This is a genomic window from Bradyrhizobium sp. UFLA05-89 (assembly GCF_059803475.1).
In genome coordinates this window covers 89360-108557 of sequence record NZ_JBANBA010000017.1, presented here as the reverse complement: position 1 = coordinate 108557, position 19198 = coordinate 89360, and the positions used below count along the sequence as shown (strand labels likewise).

Sequence of the window (19198 nt, the reverse complement as noted above, 5' to 3'; positions counted from 1 at the left end):
CCCAGGCGGACCTTAGGTGCGTCGGTTTACCCACGCAACGCGCCGAGGGCGCGTAGTTAGTAGATGGTTAATGCGGCGGGTTTCGTAGCGATATCAGGCGCTTGCCTCGATTTTCAGGCACCCCATCAGACTCGTCGCCGCTGCCGGCAGGTCGCGCATATGGTGGATCAGGCGGTCTGGCTTGAGTTCCTCGATCGGCACGTCGGTATAGCCGAAGCTTACGCCGATGACGGGAACCCCGGCGCGCCGCGCGACCCCCACGTCGGTTCCGGCATCCCCGACCATGATGCTGGCGGCGAGCTGTCCGCCGGAGCGGGCAACGGTCTCGCGCAGGATGGTCGGGTCGGGCTTCTGTACCCCAAAGGTGTCGGCGCCGCAGATGGCGGCAAAGCGCTGGCTCAGGCCCAGCGCGTCGAGCAGCCGCCTGGAGAGCCATTCAAGCTTGTTGGTGCAGACCGCGAGCCTGTGGCCACGCTCCGCGAGGTGATCGAGGGCGGCCTCCAGCCCCTCGAACGGGCGCGATTCATCGGCGATATGGTCGGCGTAATAGGCGATGAAATCCGCCGTCAATCGGTTGATGTCCGCGACGCCGACGATCCGGCCTTCGGCCTCCAGGCCCCGCTCGATCAGCTTGCGCGCGCCGGCGCCGATCATGTTGCGGGCCGATTGCATCGGCACCGGCGGCAGGCCCTCGCGCTCGAGCACGTGGTTCAGCGCGCTGATCAGGTCGGGCGCCGTGTCCACTAGCGTGCCGTCGAGATCGAAGACGATGGTGTGAGCGGTCATGATCATGCGCTACCGGCAAGGTGAAGCTTCTGCAAGCGGAGCCGCCATAAGATCAGCTTATAACTTCCTTCCGCAGGCCTGTTCTCCGGGCCAAAACGGGGCTAGATAGGCCGCCGAATGCGACTTATTTCGGCGGTCTCCCAAATGAGATCTCAAGTGAGGCATTCAAGACACACACAAAGGGCAGGCCCGAACGTGGACATGGACCAGTTGAAGCGACAGGCGGCTGCACGCGCCCTCGAGGAGGTGCGCGACGGCATGCAGCTCGGTCTCGGCACCGGATCGACGGCCAAGCATTTCGTCGAGCTGCTCGGCGAGCGCGTGCGCGCCGGCCTCAAGGTGATTGGCGTGCCGACTTCGGAAGCCACGCGCGCCGACGCGGTCCGTTGCGGCGTGCCGCTGACCACGCTGGACGAGATCGACCATCTCGACATCACCGTCGACGGTGCTGACGAAGTGGATCCCGAGCTCAACCTGATCAAGGGCGGCGGTGGCGCGCTGCTCCGCGAAAAGATCGTCGCCGCCGCCTCAGACCGCATGATCGTGATCGCCGACGACAGCAAATGGGTCCCGACGCTCGGCCGTTTCCCACTACCGGTGGAGGTCATTCCGTTCGGGCTCGGCGCGACACGGCGGGCGATCGAGAAGGCGTTTGCGCAATCCGGCGTTTCCGGGCAAATGGCGCTCCGCAAGGCCAAGGACGGCCACGTTTTCGTCACCGATGGTGGCCACTGGATCCTCGATGCCCATCTTGGACGGATCGAGGATCCGGCACGGCTCGCGGTCGCGCTGAGCGCGATCCCCGGCGTGGTGGAGCATGGACTGTTCATCGGCTTGGCCGGCTCTGCCGTTCTGGCGGGCGGCGAGGGAATCCGCGTGATTGAACGGCGAAAGCCGAAAGGAGACTAGGAATGAAGAGCGTTTTGAAGATGCTGCCCGTGGCCGGACTCGCCTTGGGACTGGCAGGCTTGGGACTGGCGGGCTTGGGACTCGCTTTTGGCGTCGTCCCGGCGGCGGCACAGCAGGCGGCAGCGCCCAAGGCCTCGCCCGCGGCGATCGCGGCCGCCAAGGAAATCCTGACCATGAAGAACGCGAACGCGCTGTATGCCAACGCCGTTCCCGGCATGGTGGAGAAGGTCAAGGGCGCGCTGATCGGGCAGAACCTCAACTACCAGAAGGACCTCAACGAGCTGGCGCCGATCGTGGTGCAGCAGCTCACGGGCCGCGAGAAGGAGATCGGCGAAGGCATGGCGCAGGCCTATGCTGCTCAGTTCACCGAGCAGGAGCTCAAGGATCTCGTGACGTTCTACAAGTCTCCGCTGGGGCAGAAGCTGATTACTGCCGAGCCGCGCGCGATCGAACAGGGCATGGCCTTCACGAATTCGTGGGCGCAGAATTTCTCCGAGGTCGTCGCGGGCGCGTTCCGCGCCGAGATGAAGAAGCGCGGCAAGGACATCTGACGAGGACGAGAGGCAAGGAGGTCGGAGTGGACAATGGCTGAATTCGACGTCGACCTCTTTGTCATCGGTGGTGGTTCGGGCGGCGTGCGCGCCGCTCGCATCGCGGCCGGTCACGGGGCACGCGTGATGATCGCGGAAGAGTACCGCATGGGCGGTACCTGCGTGATCCGCGGCTGTGTGCCGAAAAAGCTGTTCGTGATCGGATCGCATGTCCGCCACGAGATCGAGGATGCCGCGGGCTTTGGCTGGACGATCCCGTCCGCAAGCTTCGACTGGCCGACGCTGATTGCCAACAAGGACAAGGAGATCGCGCGGCTCGAGGCGGCCTACACCACGAATGTCGAGAAGTCGGGCGCGCGCATCGTCAAGAGCCGCGCGGTGATCGAGGATGCCCACACCATCCGCCTGCTCGAGAACGACAAGACGATCACGGCAAGATACATCCTGATTGCCACCGGCGGCGCGCCCAACCATGGCGCGGCGATCCCCGGCATCGAGCATGTCATCTCCTCCAACGAGGCGTTTCATCTCAAGAAGCTGCCGAAGCGGATCGTGATCCAGGGCGGCGGCTATATCGCGCTGGAATTCGCCGGCATTTTCGCCGGCTACGGCTCAGACGTCACCGTGATCTATCGCGGCGACAACATCTTGCGCGGTTTCGACGACGACGTCCGCGCCCATGTCCGCAGCGAGATGGAGAAGCAGGGCATCACCATCCTCACCGGCTGCACGGTGAGCAAGGTCGATCGTCACGGTGACGAGTTCACCACCCATCTGTCGAACGGCTCGAGCGTTGCCTCCGACCAGGTGATGTTTGCGATCGGCCGCCATCCCGCCGTCGCCAATCTGGGCCTCGAGAAGGCTGGCGTTGCCATCAATCCGAAGAACGGCGGTATCGCGGTCGACGGTTTCTCGAAGAGCTCGGTCGACAGCATCTACGCCATCGGAGACGTCACCCATCGCCACAATTTGACGCCGGTCGCGATCCGCGAGGGCCACGCCTTTGCCGACACCGTGTTCGGCAAGCGCGAGGTGCGGGTCGACCACGCCAACATCCCGACCGCCGTGTTCTCGCAGCCGGAGGTCGGCACTGTCGGCCTCACCGAGACCGAAGCGCGCGCGCAATTCAGCCACGTCGACATCTACAAGGCGACATTCCGCCCGATCAAGGCTACGATGTCCGGCCGCGACACCCGCGTGCTGATGAAGCTCATCGTCGACGGCAGCTCCGACCGCGTGCTCGGCTGCCACATCGTCGGCGATGCCGCGGCTGAGATCATCCAGGCGGTCGCGATCGCCGTGAAGATGAAGGCGACCAAGGCCGATTTCGACGCGACCATCGCGCTGCACCCGACAGCGGCCGAAGAGCTCGTCACCATGCGCACGCCAACCGCGCGCCACGTGCGGCAAGCGGCAGAGTAATTCGAGGGCAGCGGACTCTTTATCCTCTCCTCATCCAGAGGGTCTTTCGGCGCAAATGGGCCGTGTGCGGTTACGCGCCGACCTTGCCGTGATCGGCATTCTCCTGCCGTTCGCGATCGCCGAGTTCGCGCACCAGTTCCTGGAGAAGCGACTCCGTATAGGCGGGCAGCACCCGTTCGGCGCGGACATAGACGCCGAGGTCGGACCACACCGGACTGCCGGCGTTGTCCAGCGGCAGGAATTTGAGCTGTCCGCTCTTCGCGAGGCGACCGACGCCGATCTGGGTCTGGATCGCAACGCCGACGCCGCGTGCCGCCAATTCGCGCATCAGGTCGATCGAATTGGCCTGCACGGCGGGCTCGGGCGTCTCGGCAAGCTGCGCGATGAGCGGTTGCAACAGGTGATAGATCGACAGCTCCGGAAGCGCGTGGATGATCGGAAAGGCGAGGCATTGCGCCAACGTCACGGTCCGGCGCCGCGCCAGTGGATGATCAGCCGCGACGATCGCCCCTAGCCGGAAGCGCTTCAGCGCGACCTGGCGCAGATCCTGGGGATGACGCAGCGCCATGGCGATGCCGATGTCGGCTTCGCCGCGGCTCAGTGCGTCCAGCACGTCGGCTGATCCCATCACCTGCGTGGTGAAGGTAACGCGGCGGGCGCGGCTGCGATGCGAGGCGATCAGGTCGGGCAGAAGCGATTCCGCGAGCGACTCGATGCAGGCGATGCTCACCGAGCCACGCCAGGTGCCGGACAGCGATTGGACGTCGGAGCGGAAGCGGTCGTGGTCCTGGAGCACGGTCATGACGTGCCGCGCCAGCATCTCGCCGACCGTGGTCAGCGTCAGGCCGCGCGCCGTCCGCTCGAACAGGGGCGCGCCGATCTCCTCTTCAAGCTTGAGGACCTGTCGGCTGACCGCCGACGAGGCGACGTTGAGGGTCCGCGCGGCAGCCCGGATCGAGCCGGTCCGGCGCACGGCGTGAAAGTAATAGAGGGCGGGGGCATGAAATCGCATCGCTCGACTATAGCCGTTGCCGATTCGGCAGCAAGGCGTACGAAATTCTCTTCTTTTCGAGAGCAGCCCTTAGGCCTAGTTTCCGCCGCGGCCGCCAGGGGCGGGCGAAGAGGGGGACTGGGCGGTGGACGGGAAGAGCGCGTGCGCGCTGGAGGCGGCGGAGCCGCATGGTTTGATCGATCGGCGCCGCGCGGCTGCCTATGTCGGCGTCACCGCCGGCCGTTTCGAACAACTGGTGCGCGACAATGTCGTGCCGCCGCCGGTCATGGTGGATAGGAGCCGCCGGTGGCCGATCGCGGCGCTCGATCTCGTCAAGCAATCGGTCGGCACAGGGGCAATGGAGCCAGCGGAAGCGGTCCCGGAGACTGAGCCCTGCGACGAGATGGTCGAGCCGTCGCGCGTGTTGCCCGATGAGACTTGGCTCCAGCAGAAGGCGAGGCTGGTACAGCGCGTCCGCAGGTCGCTGTTGTCGGGCAACGAGATCCGCGCGCTACGCGAGTTCAGGGCGCAGCGGCAGAGCGAGATCAGCATGCATGGCTATTATGGAAGCTTCGAAGCGTTGATGGTGCGCGGCTACGTCGTCGAACTCGCGCGCAAGCCGCCGTCGAGCCGTCCGCTGGTGACCTACCGCCTGACCGAGCTCGGCGAACAGGTGCTCGCCGCGCTCAGGGACGAGTAGCTTGCGGCGCGCCATTGGCGTTTGGCGCGCCGGCTCGGCCGATCTCAGAACGGATAATGCCGCGGCCCGGTCTGCACCGTGATCCAGCGCAACTCCGTGAACTCGTCGATCGCGGCCTTGCCGCCGAAACGGCCATAGCCCGAGGCCTTGGTGCCGCCGAACGGCATCTGCGGCTCGTCGTGCACGGTCGGTGCATTGACGTGGCAGATGCCGGCCTCGATGCGCTTGGCAACGTCGAGCGCGCGTGCGATGTCGCGGCCGAATACCGCGGAGGACAACCCATACTCCGTGTCGTTGGCGATGCGCACGGCCTCGTCGATGCCGCTGACCCGGACGACCGTGACGACGGGGCCGAAGCTTTCCTCGCCATAGATGCGCATCGCCGGCGTGACGTGATCCACGATCGTCGCGGGCATGATGGCGCCGTTGCCGCGGCCGCCCGCCGCGATCGCAGCGCCCTTGGCGAGGGCATCGTCGATCAGGCCGCCGACGCGGTCGCAGGCGGCTTGGCTCACCAGTGAGCCCAGAACGACATTGCCCTTGCGCGGATCGCCGTAGGGCAGGCCCTTCGCCTTCGCTGCAAATTTGGCGACGAAGGCGTCGGCCACCTTGTCGTCGACGACGATGCGTTCGGTCGACATGCAGATCTGGCCCTGGTTCATGAATGCCCCGAACGCAGCTGCGTTTACCGCCGCATCAAGGTCGGCATCGTCGAGGATGACGAGCGGGGCCTTGCCGCCGAGCTCGAGCAGCACGCGCTTCAGATGCTTGGCGCAGGCGAGCGCGATCAGACGGCCGACCCGGGTCGAACCGGTGAAGTTCACGCGCCGCACCGCCGGGTGCGCAATCAGGGCTTCGACCACGGCCTGCGCGTCCTCCGGCGCATTGGTCACCACGTTGACGACGCCATCGCCGAGGCCCGCCTCGGCCAGACAGCTTCCGATCAGCCGGTGCACGCCGGGGCTCATTTCCGAGGCCTTCATCACCACGGAGTTGCCGCAGGCGAGCGGCATGGCAACCGAGCGGACGCCGAGAATCACGGGTGCGTTCCACGGTGCGATCCCGAGCACGACGCCGACCGGTTGCCGATGGGCCATCGCCAGATTGTCGGGCTTGTCTGTCGGGATGATCTCGCCGGAGATCTGCGTCGTCATCGCGGCGGCTTCGCGCAGCATGCCCTCCGCCAGATGCACGTTGAAGCCGGCCCAGCCTGCGGTGGCGCCGGTCTCGGCGACCATCAGCGCGGTGAACTCGGGGGCACGTCGCGCGAGGATGTCGGCCGCGGCGCTAAGGCGCTTGCGGCGTTCGGAGGGCCCGAGCTGCGACCACGCGGGGAACGCGGCTGCAGCCGCATCGGCGGCGCGCATCGCATCGTCGACCGAGGCCGCCGCCACGATGGTTGCGATCTCGCCGCTGATCGGATTGAGACGTTGGAATGTCCGCTGGTCGCTGGCCGACTGATCTTTGCCGCCGATGAGAAGGTCGATTGCGTTCATGGGGCTCTCCATGGGTTGCTGGGGGATTAGGCAGTTGCAGGTGCGCGCCCCTTGCCGAGATAGGCACGCTGGACGTCGGGGTTGTTCTTCATCTCGCCGGCCACTCCGGAGCCTGCGTTGCGGCCCTGTTCGATCAGATAGACGCGGTCGGCGATGTCGAGACTGGCGCGCGCGTTCTGCTCCACGAGCAGCACGCTGACGCCGCTGTCGCGGATCTGCGCCAGCGCGCGAAACACCTCGCGGCTGAGCAAGGGCGAGAGGCCGAGCGATGGCTCGTCGAGCAGCAGGAGAAGTGGATTGGACATCAGGGCGCGCCCGATCGCGACCATCTGCTGCTCGCCGCCGCTCATGGTCCGTACCGTCTGCGCCATCCGCTCGGTCAGGCGGGGAAACAGTGCCAGGATCTTCGCGAGCCTTTCCGCTTCTCCGGCGCGGGCGCGGGCGGGGTAGGCGCCGAGCTGGAGGTTCTCTGCAACCGTCAGGTCGCCGAACACGCCGCGCCCTTCCGGCACGAGCGCGATCCCGCGTTCGACGATCAGATGGACCGGAAGCGCGATGAGGTCCGCGCCGTCGAAGCGTATGCTTGCGCCGGGAGCGGGATCGATGAGGCCGGCGATGCTCTTGAGGAGCGTCGACTTGCCCGCGCCGTTTGCGCCAAGGATCGCGACGATCTCACCGCGGGCAATATCGAGCGTCACGTCGGCGAGTGCCTGATGCTTGCCGTAGAAGTGGGAGAGCGCGGCGACTTCAAGCATCAGCGTCTCCCAGATAGGCGGCCACGACCGTCGGGTCGGACAAGACCGTGTCAGGGACACCGTGCGCGATCACGCTGCCCGCATTCATCACGATGCAATGCCCGCACAGCGCGCGGATCGCATCCATGACATGCTCGACCATGATGATGGTCATGCCGCGGTCGCGCAGCCTGGCGATCAAGGCGATCCCGGTCTCGAGCTCGTTCGGATTGAGGCCGGCGAGCCATTCGTCGAGCAGCACAAGTTGCGGCGCAAGCGCGAGCGCGCGCGCAAGCTCCAGGCGCTTCTGGTCGATATAGGTCAGCTCGCCGGCGGGGGTATCAAGCATGGTGCCGAGGCCGACGAGATCGAGCAGCTCGCCGCTGGTTTCCCCGCCGCGGTTCGGTGCTGCCGATCCTCCGCTGAAATAGGCTGCGGCGGCAACGTTCTCTGCGACGGTCAGGTCCGACATCACGCGCACGAGCTGGAAGGTGCGGGCAAGCCCGAGCCGGGCGATCCGGTGCGGTCGAAGCCCGCCGATATCAGCGCCGTTGAACCGGATCGCGCCCGACGACGGCACCAGCGCGCCGGAGAGCATGTTCAGGAGAGTCGTCTTGCCCGAGCCGTTGGGACCGATGATCCCGATGATCTGTCCGCGTGCGACCTCGAAGCTGACCCGATCGACCGCGCGCAGGCCGCCGAACGACTTGCCGACGCCGTCGACCAGAAGCAGCGGTCCGCTTTGCTCGCTGCCTCCCGCAGGTATGGCACTGTCCGCCAGTTCATTTCGCCGCCGCGGCTCGATCAGCCCGATCACACCCTTCGGCAGCAGCAGGACGATGATCACGAAGATCGCGCCGAGCACGATGCTGAAGTGGTTCGGCAGCGTCGCCGTGAGGACTTCGAACAGAAGGACGAGGGGAATGACACCAAGCACTGGGCCAAATAGCGAGCCGGCGCCGCCCAAGAGCGCCATGATGACGACCTGGAACGAGATCATCGGATTGAAGGCGATCGACGGATCGATATAGGTCCAGCGCGGCGCCATCACTGCGCCGGTTACCGACATGAAGACGGCGCTCAGCATAAACACCGCGAGCTTGATGCGGGTGGCGTCGATCCCGGAATGACTGGCGGCGGTTTCGTCGGCACCGATCGCGCGCAGCGCAAGGCCGTAGCGGGAGCGGCCGAGAAAAAAACCGGTCAGGAAGACGATGGCGGCGAGGCCGAGAAGCTGCCAGTAGAGAACGTCCTGGGTCACGGCGCTGAAGAGGTAGCGGCCGACCGATCTATGTACGTTGACTTCGTACCAGATCACGAGCTGCCGGATGAGCTCCGCGAGTCCGAAGGAAAAGATCACGAAGTAGATGCCGGACAATCGCAGCGTGGAGAGACCGGTGATGGCGGCAACGAGCGCGCCGAGCGCTGCCGCCGCCAGCAACACGGCCGGCCAGGGCCAGGTCTCGCCCAGCACCGCCGCGGTGTAGGCGCCGATGCCGAAGAAAGCGACGGTCGCAAGCGAGATGTATCTGGTCGGGCCTGAGAACATCGCCCAGGCGGTCGCAAGGATCGTGAAATAGAGGATGCTGATGCCGAGCGCGAGATAGTAGCCGTTGGCGTAGAGCGGGTAGACGACGATGGCCGTGGCGAGAGCGATGCCTGCGCACCATGCCAGCGTTTTGGTGGGGCTTGCGATCACGAGGTGGCCCTTCCGAACAGGCCGGTCGGTCGGATGAGCAGAACCGCGAGAAACAGCGCATAGGTGGCGGCAAGCGTCAGGCCGGGGTCGAGCAGACGTGCGACTGCGGTTTCGACGACGCCGAGCATCAGCCCAGCCACGAGCGCGCCCATCACGTTGCCGACGCCACCCATGATTACGACGACGAGCGCCTTCATGGTGAAGACCACGCCCATCGAGGCATTGAAGGTGAGGAACATGCTGACCAGCACGCCGCCGACCGCCACCAGGCCGCCACCGAAGGCAAAGGCAAGGCCCGACAGCGCCGGCACGTCGATGCCGACCAGCCGCGCTGCGTTGCCGTCGACTGCGATGGCGCGTACGGCGGTGCCGACGCGTGTGCGCGTCAGCGCCAGATAGACGGCGATGCCAATCACGGCGGCAAACAGCAGCGCGACGAGCCTGTTGACGGCAAGCGTCGTGCCGAGCACGACGACCGGAATGGAGAGATAGCTGTAGCTGTAATACTGGCCGCCGAATGCGACGAGCATGATGCCCTGGATGGCGAACAGCACGCCGAACGTCACAAGGATGCTATCGACCTCCTGCGCGCCTCTGTCCTTGCCGCGTCGCATCAGCTTTTCGAGCAGGAAGCGGTAGAGCAGCCAGTTCAACGCCATCGCGCAGGGCACGGCGAGCAGCAGCGCCGCCAGCGGGCTCAATCCGAGACCGGTGTAGAGAGACAGCGCACCGAACGCGGCCGCGATGAGCGACTCGCCATAGGAGAGATTCATGACGCGCGCCACACCGTATTGCAGCGTCAGGCCCAGTGCGATGAGGGCATACATGCCCCCAAGCACAAGGCCGGGCAGGACGATATCGAACAGCAGCATGAAGTGGTGTCCTGTTGGCGCTCCGGCGGGCGGGTCTCACGGCGAGACCTGCCTGCCGGGTTGGCGTCACTGCCACTGCGGCTTCGGCACCACGGGTGCGCGCGCGCCCGGCAGCGAGGTTGGTGCAAGCCCGTAGAATTCGCCGTTCTGCCACTGACCGACGCTCCAGACTTCCTGAAGCAGTCCATCCTTCAGCTTGACCTTACCGATGATGGTGTCGAACGTGCCGGAGCGGATTTCCGCCGCGACCGCGGCCCGATCCACCTTGCCGAGCTTTTCGATCGCCTGCTGGAGCACTTGGAGGCTTGCATAGGTAATCGGGCTGGCCCAGCGATCCGGCTCCTTTCCAGTGGCCGTCTTGTGGCGCGCGAGATAGTCCTTCAGTTGTGGCGAGTCCGCGTTCCAGCCGCCGATCCCCATCACGCCGTCGCTGTTGGCGGCAAACTTGCCCTTGTAAAGCGGAAAGGCGGTGCCGACGCCAACATAGAAGATCTTTGGGTTGAACTTCAGCAGTTGCGCCTGCTCGGTCAGCGCGATGGTATCGGGAGGATAGCTGAAGGCGATGAACGCATCGGGCTTGGCCGCGATCGCGTCATTGAGCAGTGGCTGGAGATCTTGCGACCCCAGCGGATAGGTCTTGTCGTAAGCGAGCGTGAAGCCGTGCTTCTTGAAGGCCTCCCGGCCGGCGGCGGCAAGCTCGATGCCGAACTGATCAGCGACGCTGACCATCGCGACATTCCCGCCGATCTTGCCTTCACTCTTCAGCTTGCCCAGCAATTCGGCAAGCGCCTCCGAGATCTGCGCGGACGTGCCGAGCCAGAAGGTCGCGTTCGACCAGCGCTTGGCGAGCTCCGGCGCCTTGTCGGTGACCGAGGTGACGGCGAGGTGAGGGTAACCGAGCCTGTTCAGGGTCGGGCCGACCGCGAGATTGAGGCCCGTTCCCCAGGGCGGCAGAATGAAGTCGACCTTGTCCTGATTGGCGAGGCGCTCGATCGCCTTCACCGCTTCCTCCGAGCTCGAGCGATCGTCGTATTCGACGACCTCGACGGGCAGTCGCTTGTCGCCAAGCTTGATGCCGCCGGCCGCGTTCACGTCCTTCACCCACAATTCGTAGTTGGGCAGCGTGGTGATGCTCGCGCCGCCGGCATAGGGGCCGGTCTTGGAAATCGCGTAGCCGATGCGGATTTTGTCTTGCGCCTCGGCGGCGGACGTCAAGGTCCAGAGCGCTGCGGCCATCGCGGTCAGGCTGGTGATGCGCAGCATCGTTCGACGGTTCGTTAAGAACATGTCGAGTCTCCCTCCATGTTTCTCCCATGCGATCGCTCGCAGGGATGAATGTGCGTCGTTTCCTCTCCATCCCGGATTTTCTGCTCGGCAGCTTCTGGAGGTGCCGTGGCCGGGACTTGACCCAGCAAGCACCTTCGGCTTTTGTCCTTCAATGGACAGATCCGGCGAAAGATTGCACGTTTCTGGTCACGCCGGCCAAGTGCGTCGAGCTGTCGCGGACGCCGTGCGCGTTCCCATTGTCGCCCCGCCCAGTGGACCAGCTGCGATCGGCGCCGAGGTCATCGTGTCGCACTATGAGCCGCGGCGCTGGTCGCTCGATTCCAGGGCGGCGCGGCCCTTCATTCACCTGCTCTGTTTGCACGGCGGTGGCGTCGCGGACCTCCGTCGCGAGGGTGAGAGAATCGCATTGCCCGGCCCCGCCATCGCCTGGCTGCCGGCGGGATGCGCCAACTATCTGGACGTGGCGGCGGGCACGACCGCAGAGCTGCTCCGTCTGAAATCGGGCGCGTGGCATCGCTACCTTCCGCCGTCGGCCGAGGCGGCCTATCTGGCTCTCGATCGCGCCGACGGGATCATGGCGCTTCCGGTCGATCCCGGCCTCGTCACCACCGTGTCGCGCTCGATTGCCGCGATTGCGACCGAGATCGCGACACCGGCGCGTAGCGGCGCCGCGTCGATCATGTCCGCCGAACTGACGCTGATTGCATTGCGCTTCTGGCGTCTTTTTGCCAGCGACAGTGATCTGGAAGAGGAAGGCAGCAGCGCGGAGATCCTGAGCCGCTTCCGCAGTCTGCTCGAGGAGCGATACCATCAGCAACTCCGGGTCGCCGATTACGCCAGCCTGCTCGGCGTGACGCCGGACCGCCTGCATGCCCTGTGCAGCCGGGAGCTGAAACGGTCACCGAGCGCCCTGATCCAGCAGCGTGTCGTCAGGGAAGCGGCCACACGATTGGAAGCGAGCGCCGCGACCGTGAAACAGATCGCGTTCGCGCTCGGTTTCAAGGACACGGCCTATTTCAGCCGCTTCTTCAGCAAGCACGCCGGCGAAGCCCCCGGTACCTGGCGGCGGCGCGCCGGCGCCCGTGGCGCGATGGGACGGTCGAAGCCGACGCTGAATTTCGCCGACTGGCCGTGAGGACGGCAAGGCGCAGATCGTTTACTTCAGAACTTCGCAAACCGTGAGATGCTGATCGGGGATCAGGTCCGCACCACGCGCCGAGACGGCTCGCCACCACGCATCGAGCGCCTGGTGGTCGCAGCTGAGCTTGACGCTCATCCCTCCGGCGAACTTGATCCAGTCGGCGAAGTGATCGCGCGCCACCGCGATCACCACGGGGATATCGGCATCGAGCGCCTGCTCGATCAGATAGGCCAGCCCCTTGCCATTGCGCTCCCGTTTGCCGAAGCGGTTGATGATCACGAGGTCGGCGCCATTCTCCAACGCCTCGGCGATCCGTTCGCCGGCATTCTGGAGCCGCGCGAGATCGAGCCGGCAACCGCTCGCGGCGGGATCGAGGTCCTGCGCCAGGAGTAGTTTCTCGCCGCTGTGGAGAATCAGCGCCGACAGGCTGGCGTCGGCGCAATGGCCTGCTTGCACCATGCCTACGACGCGGATGCCGCGTGCATTCAGGTCGGCCGCGAAGCCGCGCAAGATGGTGTCGGGATCCTGATTTGGCGCATAGACCAGGGCGGCAAGATCGCATTGTGCATCGAACATCGTCCGCCTCCGCTTTCCCGAGAATGAGCGGGGCCGCGGCGTGCGCCGCGACCCCGCGTGTTGGTCAGGCCGCAGGCGGCCCGTTGATGATCTGAAGCTGGGTGAACTCGGCGAGGCCTTCCTCGGCGAACTCGGTGCCGATGCCCGATTGCTTGGCGCCGCCGAACGGGATGTGCGGGGCCATGTCGAGATGCTTGTTGATCCACACCGTGCCGGACTCGAGCTGGCTCGCGACCTCGTGGGCGCGCTTGACATCGGACGACCATACCGAGGCGCCGAGACCGTAGGTCGTGGCATTGGCGCGACGGATCACGTCATCCTTGTCGGAATATTTGATCACCGGCAGCACGGGGCCGAATTGCTCCTCGTCGACCAGTTTCGAGCCCTCCTGGATGTCGCGCACGATGGTCGGCTCGATGAAATAGCCGGGACGGTCCATCGCCGCGCCGCCGGCAATGACGTTGCCGTTCTTGCGCGCGTCCTCGAGGAACGCCTTTACCTTCTCGTACTGCATCTTGTTCTGCAGCGGCCCGAGCTTGGTGCCTTGCTTCGATCCGTCATCGACCACGGTGCTCTTGGCGATCGCGACCAGCTCGTTGCAGAGCTCGTCATAGACGGACTCGTGAACGTACAGTCGCTTGATCGCAAGGCAAACCTGACCGGAATTCTGGAATGCACCTTCGAAGATTCCCGGCGCGACCTTCTTCGGATCGACGTCGTCGAGCACGATGCCGGCATCGTTGCCGCCGAGTTCGAGCGTAATACGCTTGAGCGTCTGCGCTGCGCTTGCCATCACCTTCTGGCCGGTCGCCGAGGAGCCGGTGAAGGAGATCTTGCGGATGTCTGGATGCTTGGTCATCTCGCCGCCGAGATCGTTGGCGTCGGTGATGATGTTGAGCACACCTTTCGGCAGTACGTCCTTGACGAGCTCGGCAAAGCGCAGCGTTGCGAGCGGCGTGGTCGGCGCGGGCTTGACCACCAGCGTATTGCCGGCGAGCAGCGCTGACGGCAGCTTGAAGCTGAGGATCAGCAGCGGATAGTTCCAGGGAATGATAGCGCCGACAACGCCGAGCGGCCGGCGATACGCTTCGACCTTGCGGTCGCCGGAATTCTCGATCACCCGCATCGACAGTTCGAGCGAGCCGAGATAGCGGAAGAAGGCTGCCATTCCGAGGACTTCGCCGGTGGCATCCGTGAGCGGCTTGCCCTGTTCGGAGGTGAGCAGGCGCGCGAGCTCACCGGAATTGGCCTCGATCACGTCGGCCATCTTGATCACGAGCTTGCGTCGCTCCTCGATCGGCGTCGCAGCCCAGGCCGGGAAGGCGGCTTTCGCCGCGGCCACGGCGGCGTCGAGCTGGCTCTTCGAGGCGCGCGGGCACTGCGCCAGCACGTCCTCGGTCGCGGGATTGAGCACGGGCATGGTCAGGTCGCCGGGCACCATCTTGCCGTCGATGAGAAGATTGTAGTCGCTCATTGGCTTGTTCGCTCCCTGTCAAAACGGGCCGTTATCGGCCTCGCTATATCCCATTATATATCACGATGGCCGAGTTTTCGCCAATCACCCGATTGGGAAAAGCGATCAAAACCGGGCTAGACGTCGGGTAGAGCAACGATATATCGTGTCGAATATAACGACAAGTGCCTCGGAGCCTGTGATGGAAATTAGCGTCAAGTCGCTCACGACCTGCGAGGTCGCCGCCGATGGGGGCGCCATCTCGCTGCGTTTTGAGGATGCATCGGGAAATTCGGGCGCGGTTCACGTCTCCCTCAATCAGGTCGGCGCCCTGATCATGACGCTGCCGGGCCTGCTCGAAGCCGCGCTGAAAGCCCGCTATGGCGACCAGAGCCTGCGCTACGCCTATCCGCTGGCGTCCTGGGTGGTCGAGCAATCGACGGACGTGACCCAGCGCATCATCACGCTGGAAACGGAAGATGGCTTCAAGGTTCGCTTCTCGATTCCGAAGGCGGAGCAGAGCCTCCTGAGCGAGGCGCTGGTCCAGCCGGCACCGGAGATGACGGTGCGGCCGAACTAGGCCGTGTGCGCATAGACCCTGCGCCGCAGATCCATCAATCCGTCGAGATCGACGTGCTCACGCGTGAGCCGAGCAGCAGGGATTCGCTGAGATGGCGGGCACCCTCTTACTTTGTTCTTACCCGAGGTGGAAAAGAGGCGTAGAATTATGGGGCGCCAAAAGGGTAGCGCACGACCGGCAATCGTCCATTCGCATTGCAGAACCCAACTCCAGCTGGAGCGGCACTGGGTTTGGGTTCGTGAGGTTTCATCGAAGCCGCAGCGACCGTCGCTCGGCTAAGAGCGAGGGCCACGCAGTTGCAGGAGAAGCCCAAGCAAATAACGCAGCGGCGGGGAAGTGCGCTGACAAATATGGCCGTTGCAGCACTGATTATTGCTGCGCTCTATTTTGGCCGGGAAGTTTTCGTTCCGGTCGCTCTGGCCGTTCTCTTGAGCTTCGTTCTCGCGCCCTTCGTCATCCGTCTATATTCATGGCGAGTTCCGCGCACGGCTTCTGTACTCATAGTCGTCTTCTTCGGATTTGCGATCATATTCAGTTTAGGCGGGCTTATGGTCTCGCAGGCAACGCGCCTGGCCGCCAGGCTGCCCGGATATCAGCAAACTCTGAGTGACAAGATCGAGAGCCTTCGCGGGTTGATGGGTGGTTCCGGAACGTTGGAACAGGCCTCCACCGTTCTCAAGGAACTGGGGACAGAGTTGCAACGTGGTGATGCGACCACTGGCAGGCCGGACAATGGGCTCGCGAGACAAGCAACAGACAGAACGCTTCCGATACCCGTTGAAGTCAAGCAGCCCGACCCAGGTGCTCTCACAACGCTCGCCAAAATTATCGAGCCTTTGCTTTCGCCGCTCACGACGACGGGAATCGTCGTCATTTTCGTGACCTTCATCCTGCTGCAACGCGAGGATCTGAGGAATCGCCTGGTCCGTCTTGCCGGCTCGGGCGACATTCAGCGCACGACGGCAGCCCTTGATGACGCGGGCAAGCGCCTGAGCAAACTCTTCCTGACCCAGATTATCTTCAACGCAGTGTTCGGTCTGGCAATCGGCTTAGGTCTCGAATTGATTGGCGTGCCCTCCGCTCCGTTGTGGGGCCTGTTAGCGATGATCCTGCGGTTCGTTCCCTACATTGGTGCGCTGATCTCAGCCATTTTTCCGCTCATTCTCGCTGCTGCCGTTGGTTCGGGCTGGCAAATGTTGGTGCTGACAGCTCTATTGTTTGTGATCCTGGAACTGCTCGCAGGACAGGTCCTCGAACCATTGATCTATGGCCATAGTTCCGGCCTGTCTCCTGTCGCAATCATCCTGTCTGCGTCATTCTGGACGTGGCTTTGGGGCCCAGTCGGACTGGTCATGGCGACGCCTCTGACGATCTGTCTCGTTGTCGCGGGACGACATGTCGAGCGGCTCAAATTCCTCGAGATCATGTTGGGCGACCGACCTCCTCTGAGCCCGCCTCAGCTGGCCTATCAACGGATGCTGGCGGGGGATCCCCTTGAAGCGGCGGAACAAGCGCATGAGTTCCTCAAACGGGCGTCGCTTGAGGAATACTGTGACACGATCCTGCTTGAGGGATTGAGGCTCGCAGAAGCCGACCGCCGATTAGGCCATCTCGACGAAGAACGGTTAAATCGTATTGCTTCAACAGTCGACGAACTGGTGGCCGACCTGGAAGCGCACCACGATTTGGACTCGCCGGCTCAGGACATGAGCTCGAGCCCCGGTGCCGCGATCGCGATCGAGCAAGCAAGGACGCAACGCAAGTTGATTGAGGAGGAAAACAGATCGCCGCGTTCGGTGCTCTGCATTCCAGGCTCCGGAAAGCTCGACGAAGCGACGGCGCTGGTGTTGTCCTATTTGCTGCGGCACCGTGGTATCGAGGCGATGGCGGAAGAGGCGGACGCGCTATCAACGGCGAAATTCTTTTCGCTCGATATGGCGGACACCTCGCTTGCTTGCCTCTGCTACGTCGGCCAGCCGTCCACCGCCAAGATTCAAGATGTCGTTCGCAGGCTCAACAAGAAGAACGCCGACGCCCGCATTCTGCTCGCCCTGTTTGGAACCGGTGCAGCCGCGCCGACGGTGGGTGCAGTCGGCGCGACGGTTTGTGCAGGGTCATTTGGCGTCACGTTGGAAGCAATAGCTCAAGGGGCCGTCAAGCAGGACGGTCTTATGGCCGTTGGCAAAGATATTACTGCTACCTAATTCAAGTCCGCCCCAGCAGGGGAAGGGCTCAGTGTAAGCAATCCCACTATGCCCCCCGCGTCCGTACTTCGACGAGGCAGCGGCCGTAGTCGTCGTAGGATGGCCATGCCGCGAGAGGCCCAGCACCCTTGATGCCGCCGATGTGACTATTCGTGAAGTCGCTATTTGTTGGGACGGTGCGACGCGAGCCTTACCTAAGCAGCCATGGCGGTCGTTTGGAGAAAAAGCGATGCGTTCTATCTTGGCCTTGAGCCTTTTGATCATCCTGTGTGGTTCTGCGAGCGCGGCTACGGTACATCGCGCGCACCAGCGGCACGCTATTGCTCGTCCCGATCAGGGCACGATCGCCTCGGATCCCGCTTCGGGCTTTGCCTACGCGCCAGATGCGCCGCCGATCCACTACCGGGCGGCGCCGTACAATGATTACGATGGACCGTATCCGGGAGCTTCCCAGGGTTACGCGCCTGGCGAACGCGAACAATTTCTCGACAGTGTGAGACGGGGTGGCTAGGCCGCCCGCATTTCCGGCAGAAGCGGACATCTAAGCCTTCCTGAGTGCACCTCCAAAGCCGTTCGGACCGCTCACGCCTTCCGTGAGCGCTTGATGTCCGTCTTCAGCGCCATCAGCTCCTTGCGCACGGCGCGCGCTGCGTCGCGCTCGATCTTGCGGTAGCGCGCGACGAGCGCGGCGCCGAACGGGGTCAGCATCGCGCCGCCGCCGTTCTTGCCGCCGGTCTGGGGCTCGACCGCGGCGTGTCCGCAGATGCGGTTGATCTCATCGACGAGATCCCAGGCGCGCTTGTAGGACATGTCCATGGCACGGCCCGCGGCCGAGATCGAGCCGTGCTCCCTTATGTTCTCAAGGAGCTGGATCTTGCCGGGCCCGATCCGGTCCTCGGCATCCAGATCGATCCGGACGCTCAATTGGGGAAGCGATTTTGCGCCTGCGCGCGACATGACTGGCTCTCTTCGGTCTCAGTTTGCGAGATTGCCACCGGGCAGGCCACCGAACAAGGTAAACGGGCGGGATATCCCTTGATGGCGATTTTATGAACGGCACGTTGCGTTCCCGCGGCTGCTGGTCGCAGCTCGGCCGGCTTGATTTGGCAGGGACGAACTTTATCTCTCGCTTCAACAGAATCCGGGCCCCTCTGACGAGGCCGCCGATCCCCTCGGCCAACCTCGTGATGTCGGATGACCTGTCCCGCGCGCGAATGCGCTTGGATTGGACGATCGTTGGGCCCAGCGCACCTGCTCTCATCGACCAGCCATCCTCGTCGCTTCCCGCGTGCGGTCACAACCGTAAGCTTGAGGAGCTATGATGCCTGACGCAGAACCTTTGAGCCCCATCCGGGGCGAGATCACCGAACCGTCCAGTCTGCACGAGCAGGCAGCCGCCGCGCTCGTGATTGCTGGCGCGCTGGTGGCCGTCGCCGACCGCCGTGTCGCTGCAGTCGAGCGCGAGGAGGTGACGCGCTTCATCCGGGAGCGCGGGCTCGCCCCGCACATCTCCGAAGCACGGCTGGCCGCGATGTTCGACGAGCTTGCCGAGCGGCTCGAGCAGCCAGATTTTGCCAATGTCGTCATCGACACGCTGCGCCCGGTCTCGGACCTGCCGCTGGCCGCGCATCTGGTCGACATCTCCGAGCGCGTCGCCGCGGCGGACGAGGATGTGCATCCTCATGAGGTGCAGGCGATCAAGCTGCTCCGCCTGCTCACGCTGGTGCTGCCGCGATCGAAGCCGGTCGCCCCGGTCGCAGCGCGCAGCGAGGGCCGCCCCGCATGCGGAGCGTGAGC

General features: G+C 64.4%; 18 protein-coding genes. 8 read left to right on the top strand and 10 right to left on the bottom strand.

All coding sequences use genetic code 11. The features are described 5' to 3' along the window. Positions 1–93: 93 nt before the first annotated feature. A complete protein-coding gene (gph, locus tag SO139_RS12175; RefSeq protein WP_449378905.1) occupies positions 94–789 on the bottom strand; it encodes a phosphoglycolate phosphatase in 696 nt (231 codons plus the stop codon). 192 nt (positions 790–981) lie between these two features. Between gph and rpiA the strand changes: the two genes are divergently transcribed. From rpiA to gor, 3 genes are read left to right on the top strand one after another with little or no spacing between them, the layout of a single operon-like run. After that, a complete protein-coding gene (gene rpiA / locus SO139_RS12170) occupies positions 982–1695 on the top strand; it encodes a ribose-5-phosphate isomerase RpiA (RefSeq protein ID WP_449378899.1) in 714 nt (237 codons plus the stop codon). Between the two features lie 2 nt (positions 1696–1697). Beyond that, positions 1698–2246, top strand: a complete 549-nt coding sequence (locus tag SO139_RS12165; RefSeq protein WP_449378898.1) for a DUF2059 domain-containing protein — start codon at positions 1698–1700, stop codon at positions 2244–2246. A gap of 33 nt (positions 2247–2279) precedes the next feature. Continuing rightward, positions 2280–3668, top strand: coding sequence for a glutathione-disulfide reductase (gene gor / locus SO139_RS12160; RefSeq protein WP_498540085.1), 1389 nt, complete (start codon positions 2280–2282; stop codon positions 3666–3668). A gap of 70 nt (positions 3669–3738) precedes the next feature. Here the strand turns inward: gor and SO139_RS12155 are convergent, their stop codons facing one another. Further along, on the bottom strand, positions 3739–4680 hold the full coding sequence (locus SO139_RS12155; protein WP_449378896.1) for a LysR substrate-binding domain-containing protein: 942 nt from the start codon (positions 4678–4680) through the stop codon (positions 3739–3741). A 124-nt stretch (positions 4681–4804) separates the two neighbouring features. Between SO139_RS12155 and SO139_RS12150 the strand changes: the two genes are divergently transcribed. Continuing rightward, entirely contained in the window at positions 4805–5359 is a 555-nt protein-coding gene (locus SO139_RS12150) for a hypothetical protein (protein WP_449378895.1), read from the top strand. A 44-nt stretch (positions 5360–5403) separates the two neighbouring features. Here the strand turns inward: SO139_RS12150 and SO139_RS12145 are convergent, their stop codons facing one another. The 5 genes from SO139_RS12145 to SO139_RS12125 form a co-directional block, all read right to left on the bottom strand. Beyond that, positions 5404–6855 (bottom strand): aldehyde dehydrogenase, encoded by a 1452-nt coding sequence (locus SO139_RS12145; RefSeq protein WP_449378894.1) that lies wholly within the window; start codon positions 6853–6855, stop codon positions 5404–5406. Positions 6856–6881: 26 nt separating this feature from the next. Beyond that, a complete protein-coding gene (locus SO139_RS12140) occupies positions 6882–7610 on the bottom strand; it encodes an ABC transporter ATP-binding protein (protein WP_449378893.1) in 729 nt (242 codons plus the stop codon). Next, the gene (locus tag SO139_RS12135; RefSeq protein WP_498540084.1) at positions 7603–9288 is read right to left on the bottom strand and encodes a branched-chain amino acid ABC transporter ATP-binding protein/permease; all 1686 of its coding nucleotides are present in this window, start codon (positions 9286–9288) and stop codon (positions 7603–7605) included. The genes SO139_RS12140 and SO139_RS12135 overlap by 8 nt, the downstream gene beginning before the upstream one ends. Next, entirely contained in the window at positions 9285–10160 is an 876-nt protein-coding gene (locus SO139_RS12130) for a branched-chain amino acid ABC transporter permease (protein WP_449378891.1), read from the bottom strand. The genes SO139_RS12135 and SO139_RS12130 overlap by 4 nt, the downstream gene beginning before the upstream one ends. A 66-nt stretch (positions 10161–10226) precedes the next feature. Continuing rightward, positions 10227–11447 carry an amino acid ABC transporter substrate-binding protein gene (locus SO139_RS12125; protein ID WP_449378890.1) on the bottom strand — a complete coding sequence of 407 codons (1221 nt, stop codon included), beginning with the start codon at positions 11445–11447 and terminating at the stop codon, positions 10227–10229. 406 nt (positions 11448–11853) lie between these two features. On the opposite strand from SO139_RS12125, the gene SO139_RS12120 reads away from it, so the two are divergent. Next, positions 11854–12582 (top strand): helix-turn-helix domain-containing protein, encoded by a 729-nt coding sequence (locus tag SO139_RS12120; RefSeq protein WP_449378889.1) that lies wholly within the window; start codon positions 11854–11856, stop codon positions 12580–12582. A gap of 21 nt (positions 12583–12603) precedes the next feature. Here the strand turns inward: SO139_RS12120 and SO139_RS12115 are convergent, their stop codons facing one another. After that, entirely contained in the window at positions 12604–13164 is a 561-nt protein-coding gene (locus SO139_RS12115; protein WP_449378888.1) for a DUF2478 domain-containing protein, read from the bottom strand. 64 nt (positions 13165–13228) lie between these two features. After that, positions 13229–14638 carry an aldehyde dehydrogenase family protein gene (locus SO139_RS12110; protein ID WP_449378887.1) on the bottom strand — a complete coding sequence of 470 codons (1410 nt, stop codon included), beginning with the start codon at positions 14636–14638 and terminating at the stop codon, positions 13229–13231. A 181-nt stretch (positions 14639–14819) separates the two neighbouring features. On the opposite strand from SO139_RS12110, the gene SO139_RS12105 reads away from it, so the two are divergent. Further along, positions 14820–15197, top strand: a complete 378-nt coding sequence (locus SO139_RS12105; RefSeq protein WP_449378886.1) for a hypothetical protein — start codon at positions 14820–14822, stop codon at positions 15195–15197. Between the two features lie 296 nt (positions 15198–15493). Further along, the gene (locus SO139_RS12100) at positions 15494–17401 is read left to right on the top strand and encodes an AI-2E family transporter (protein ID WP_449378885.1); all 1908 of its coding nucleotides are present in this window, start codon (positions 15494–15496) and stop codon (positions 17399–17401) included. Positions 17402–17983: 582 nt separating this feature from the next. Here the strand turns inward: SO139_RS12100 and SO139_RS12095 are convergent. Further along, complete coding sequence (locus SO139_RS12095) at positions 17984–18358, bottom strand: winged helix-turn-helix domain-containing protein (protein ID WP_449378884.1); 375 nt, start codon at positions 18356–18358, stop codon at positions 17984–17986. A 364-nt stretch (positions 18359–18722) separates the two neighbouring features. On the opposite strand from SO139_RS12095, the gene SO139_RS12090 reads away from it, so the two are divergent. Next, a complete protein-coding gene (locus SO139_RS12090; protein ID WP_498540083.1) occupies positions 18723–19196 on the top strand; it encodes a TerB family tellurite resistance protein in 474 nt (157 codons plus the stop codon). Positions 19197–19198 lie beyond the last annotated feature (2 nt).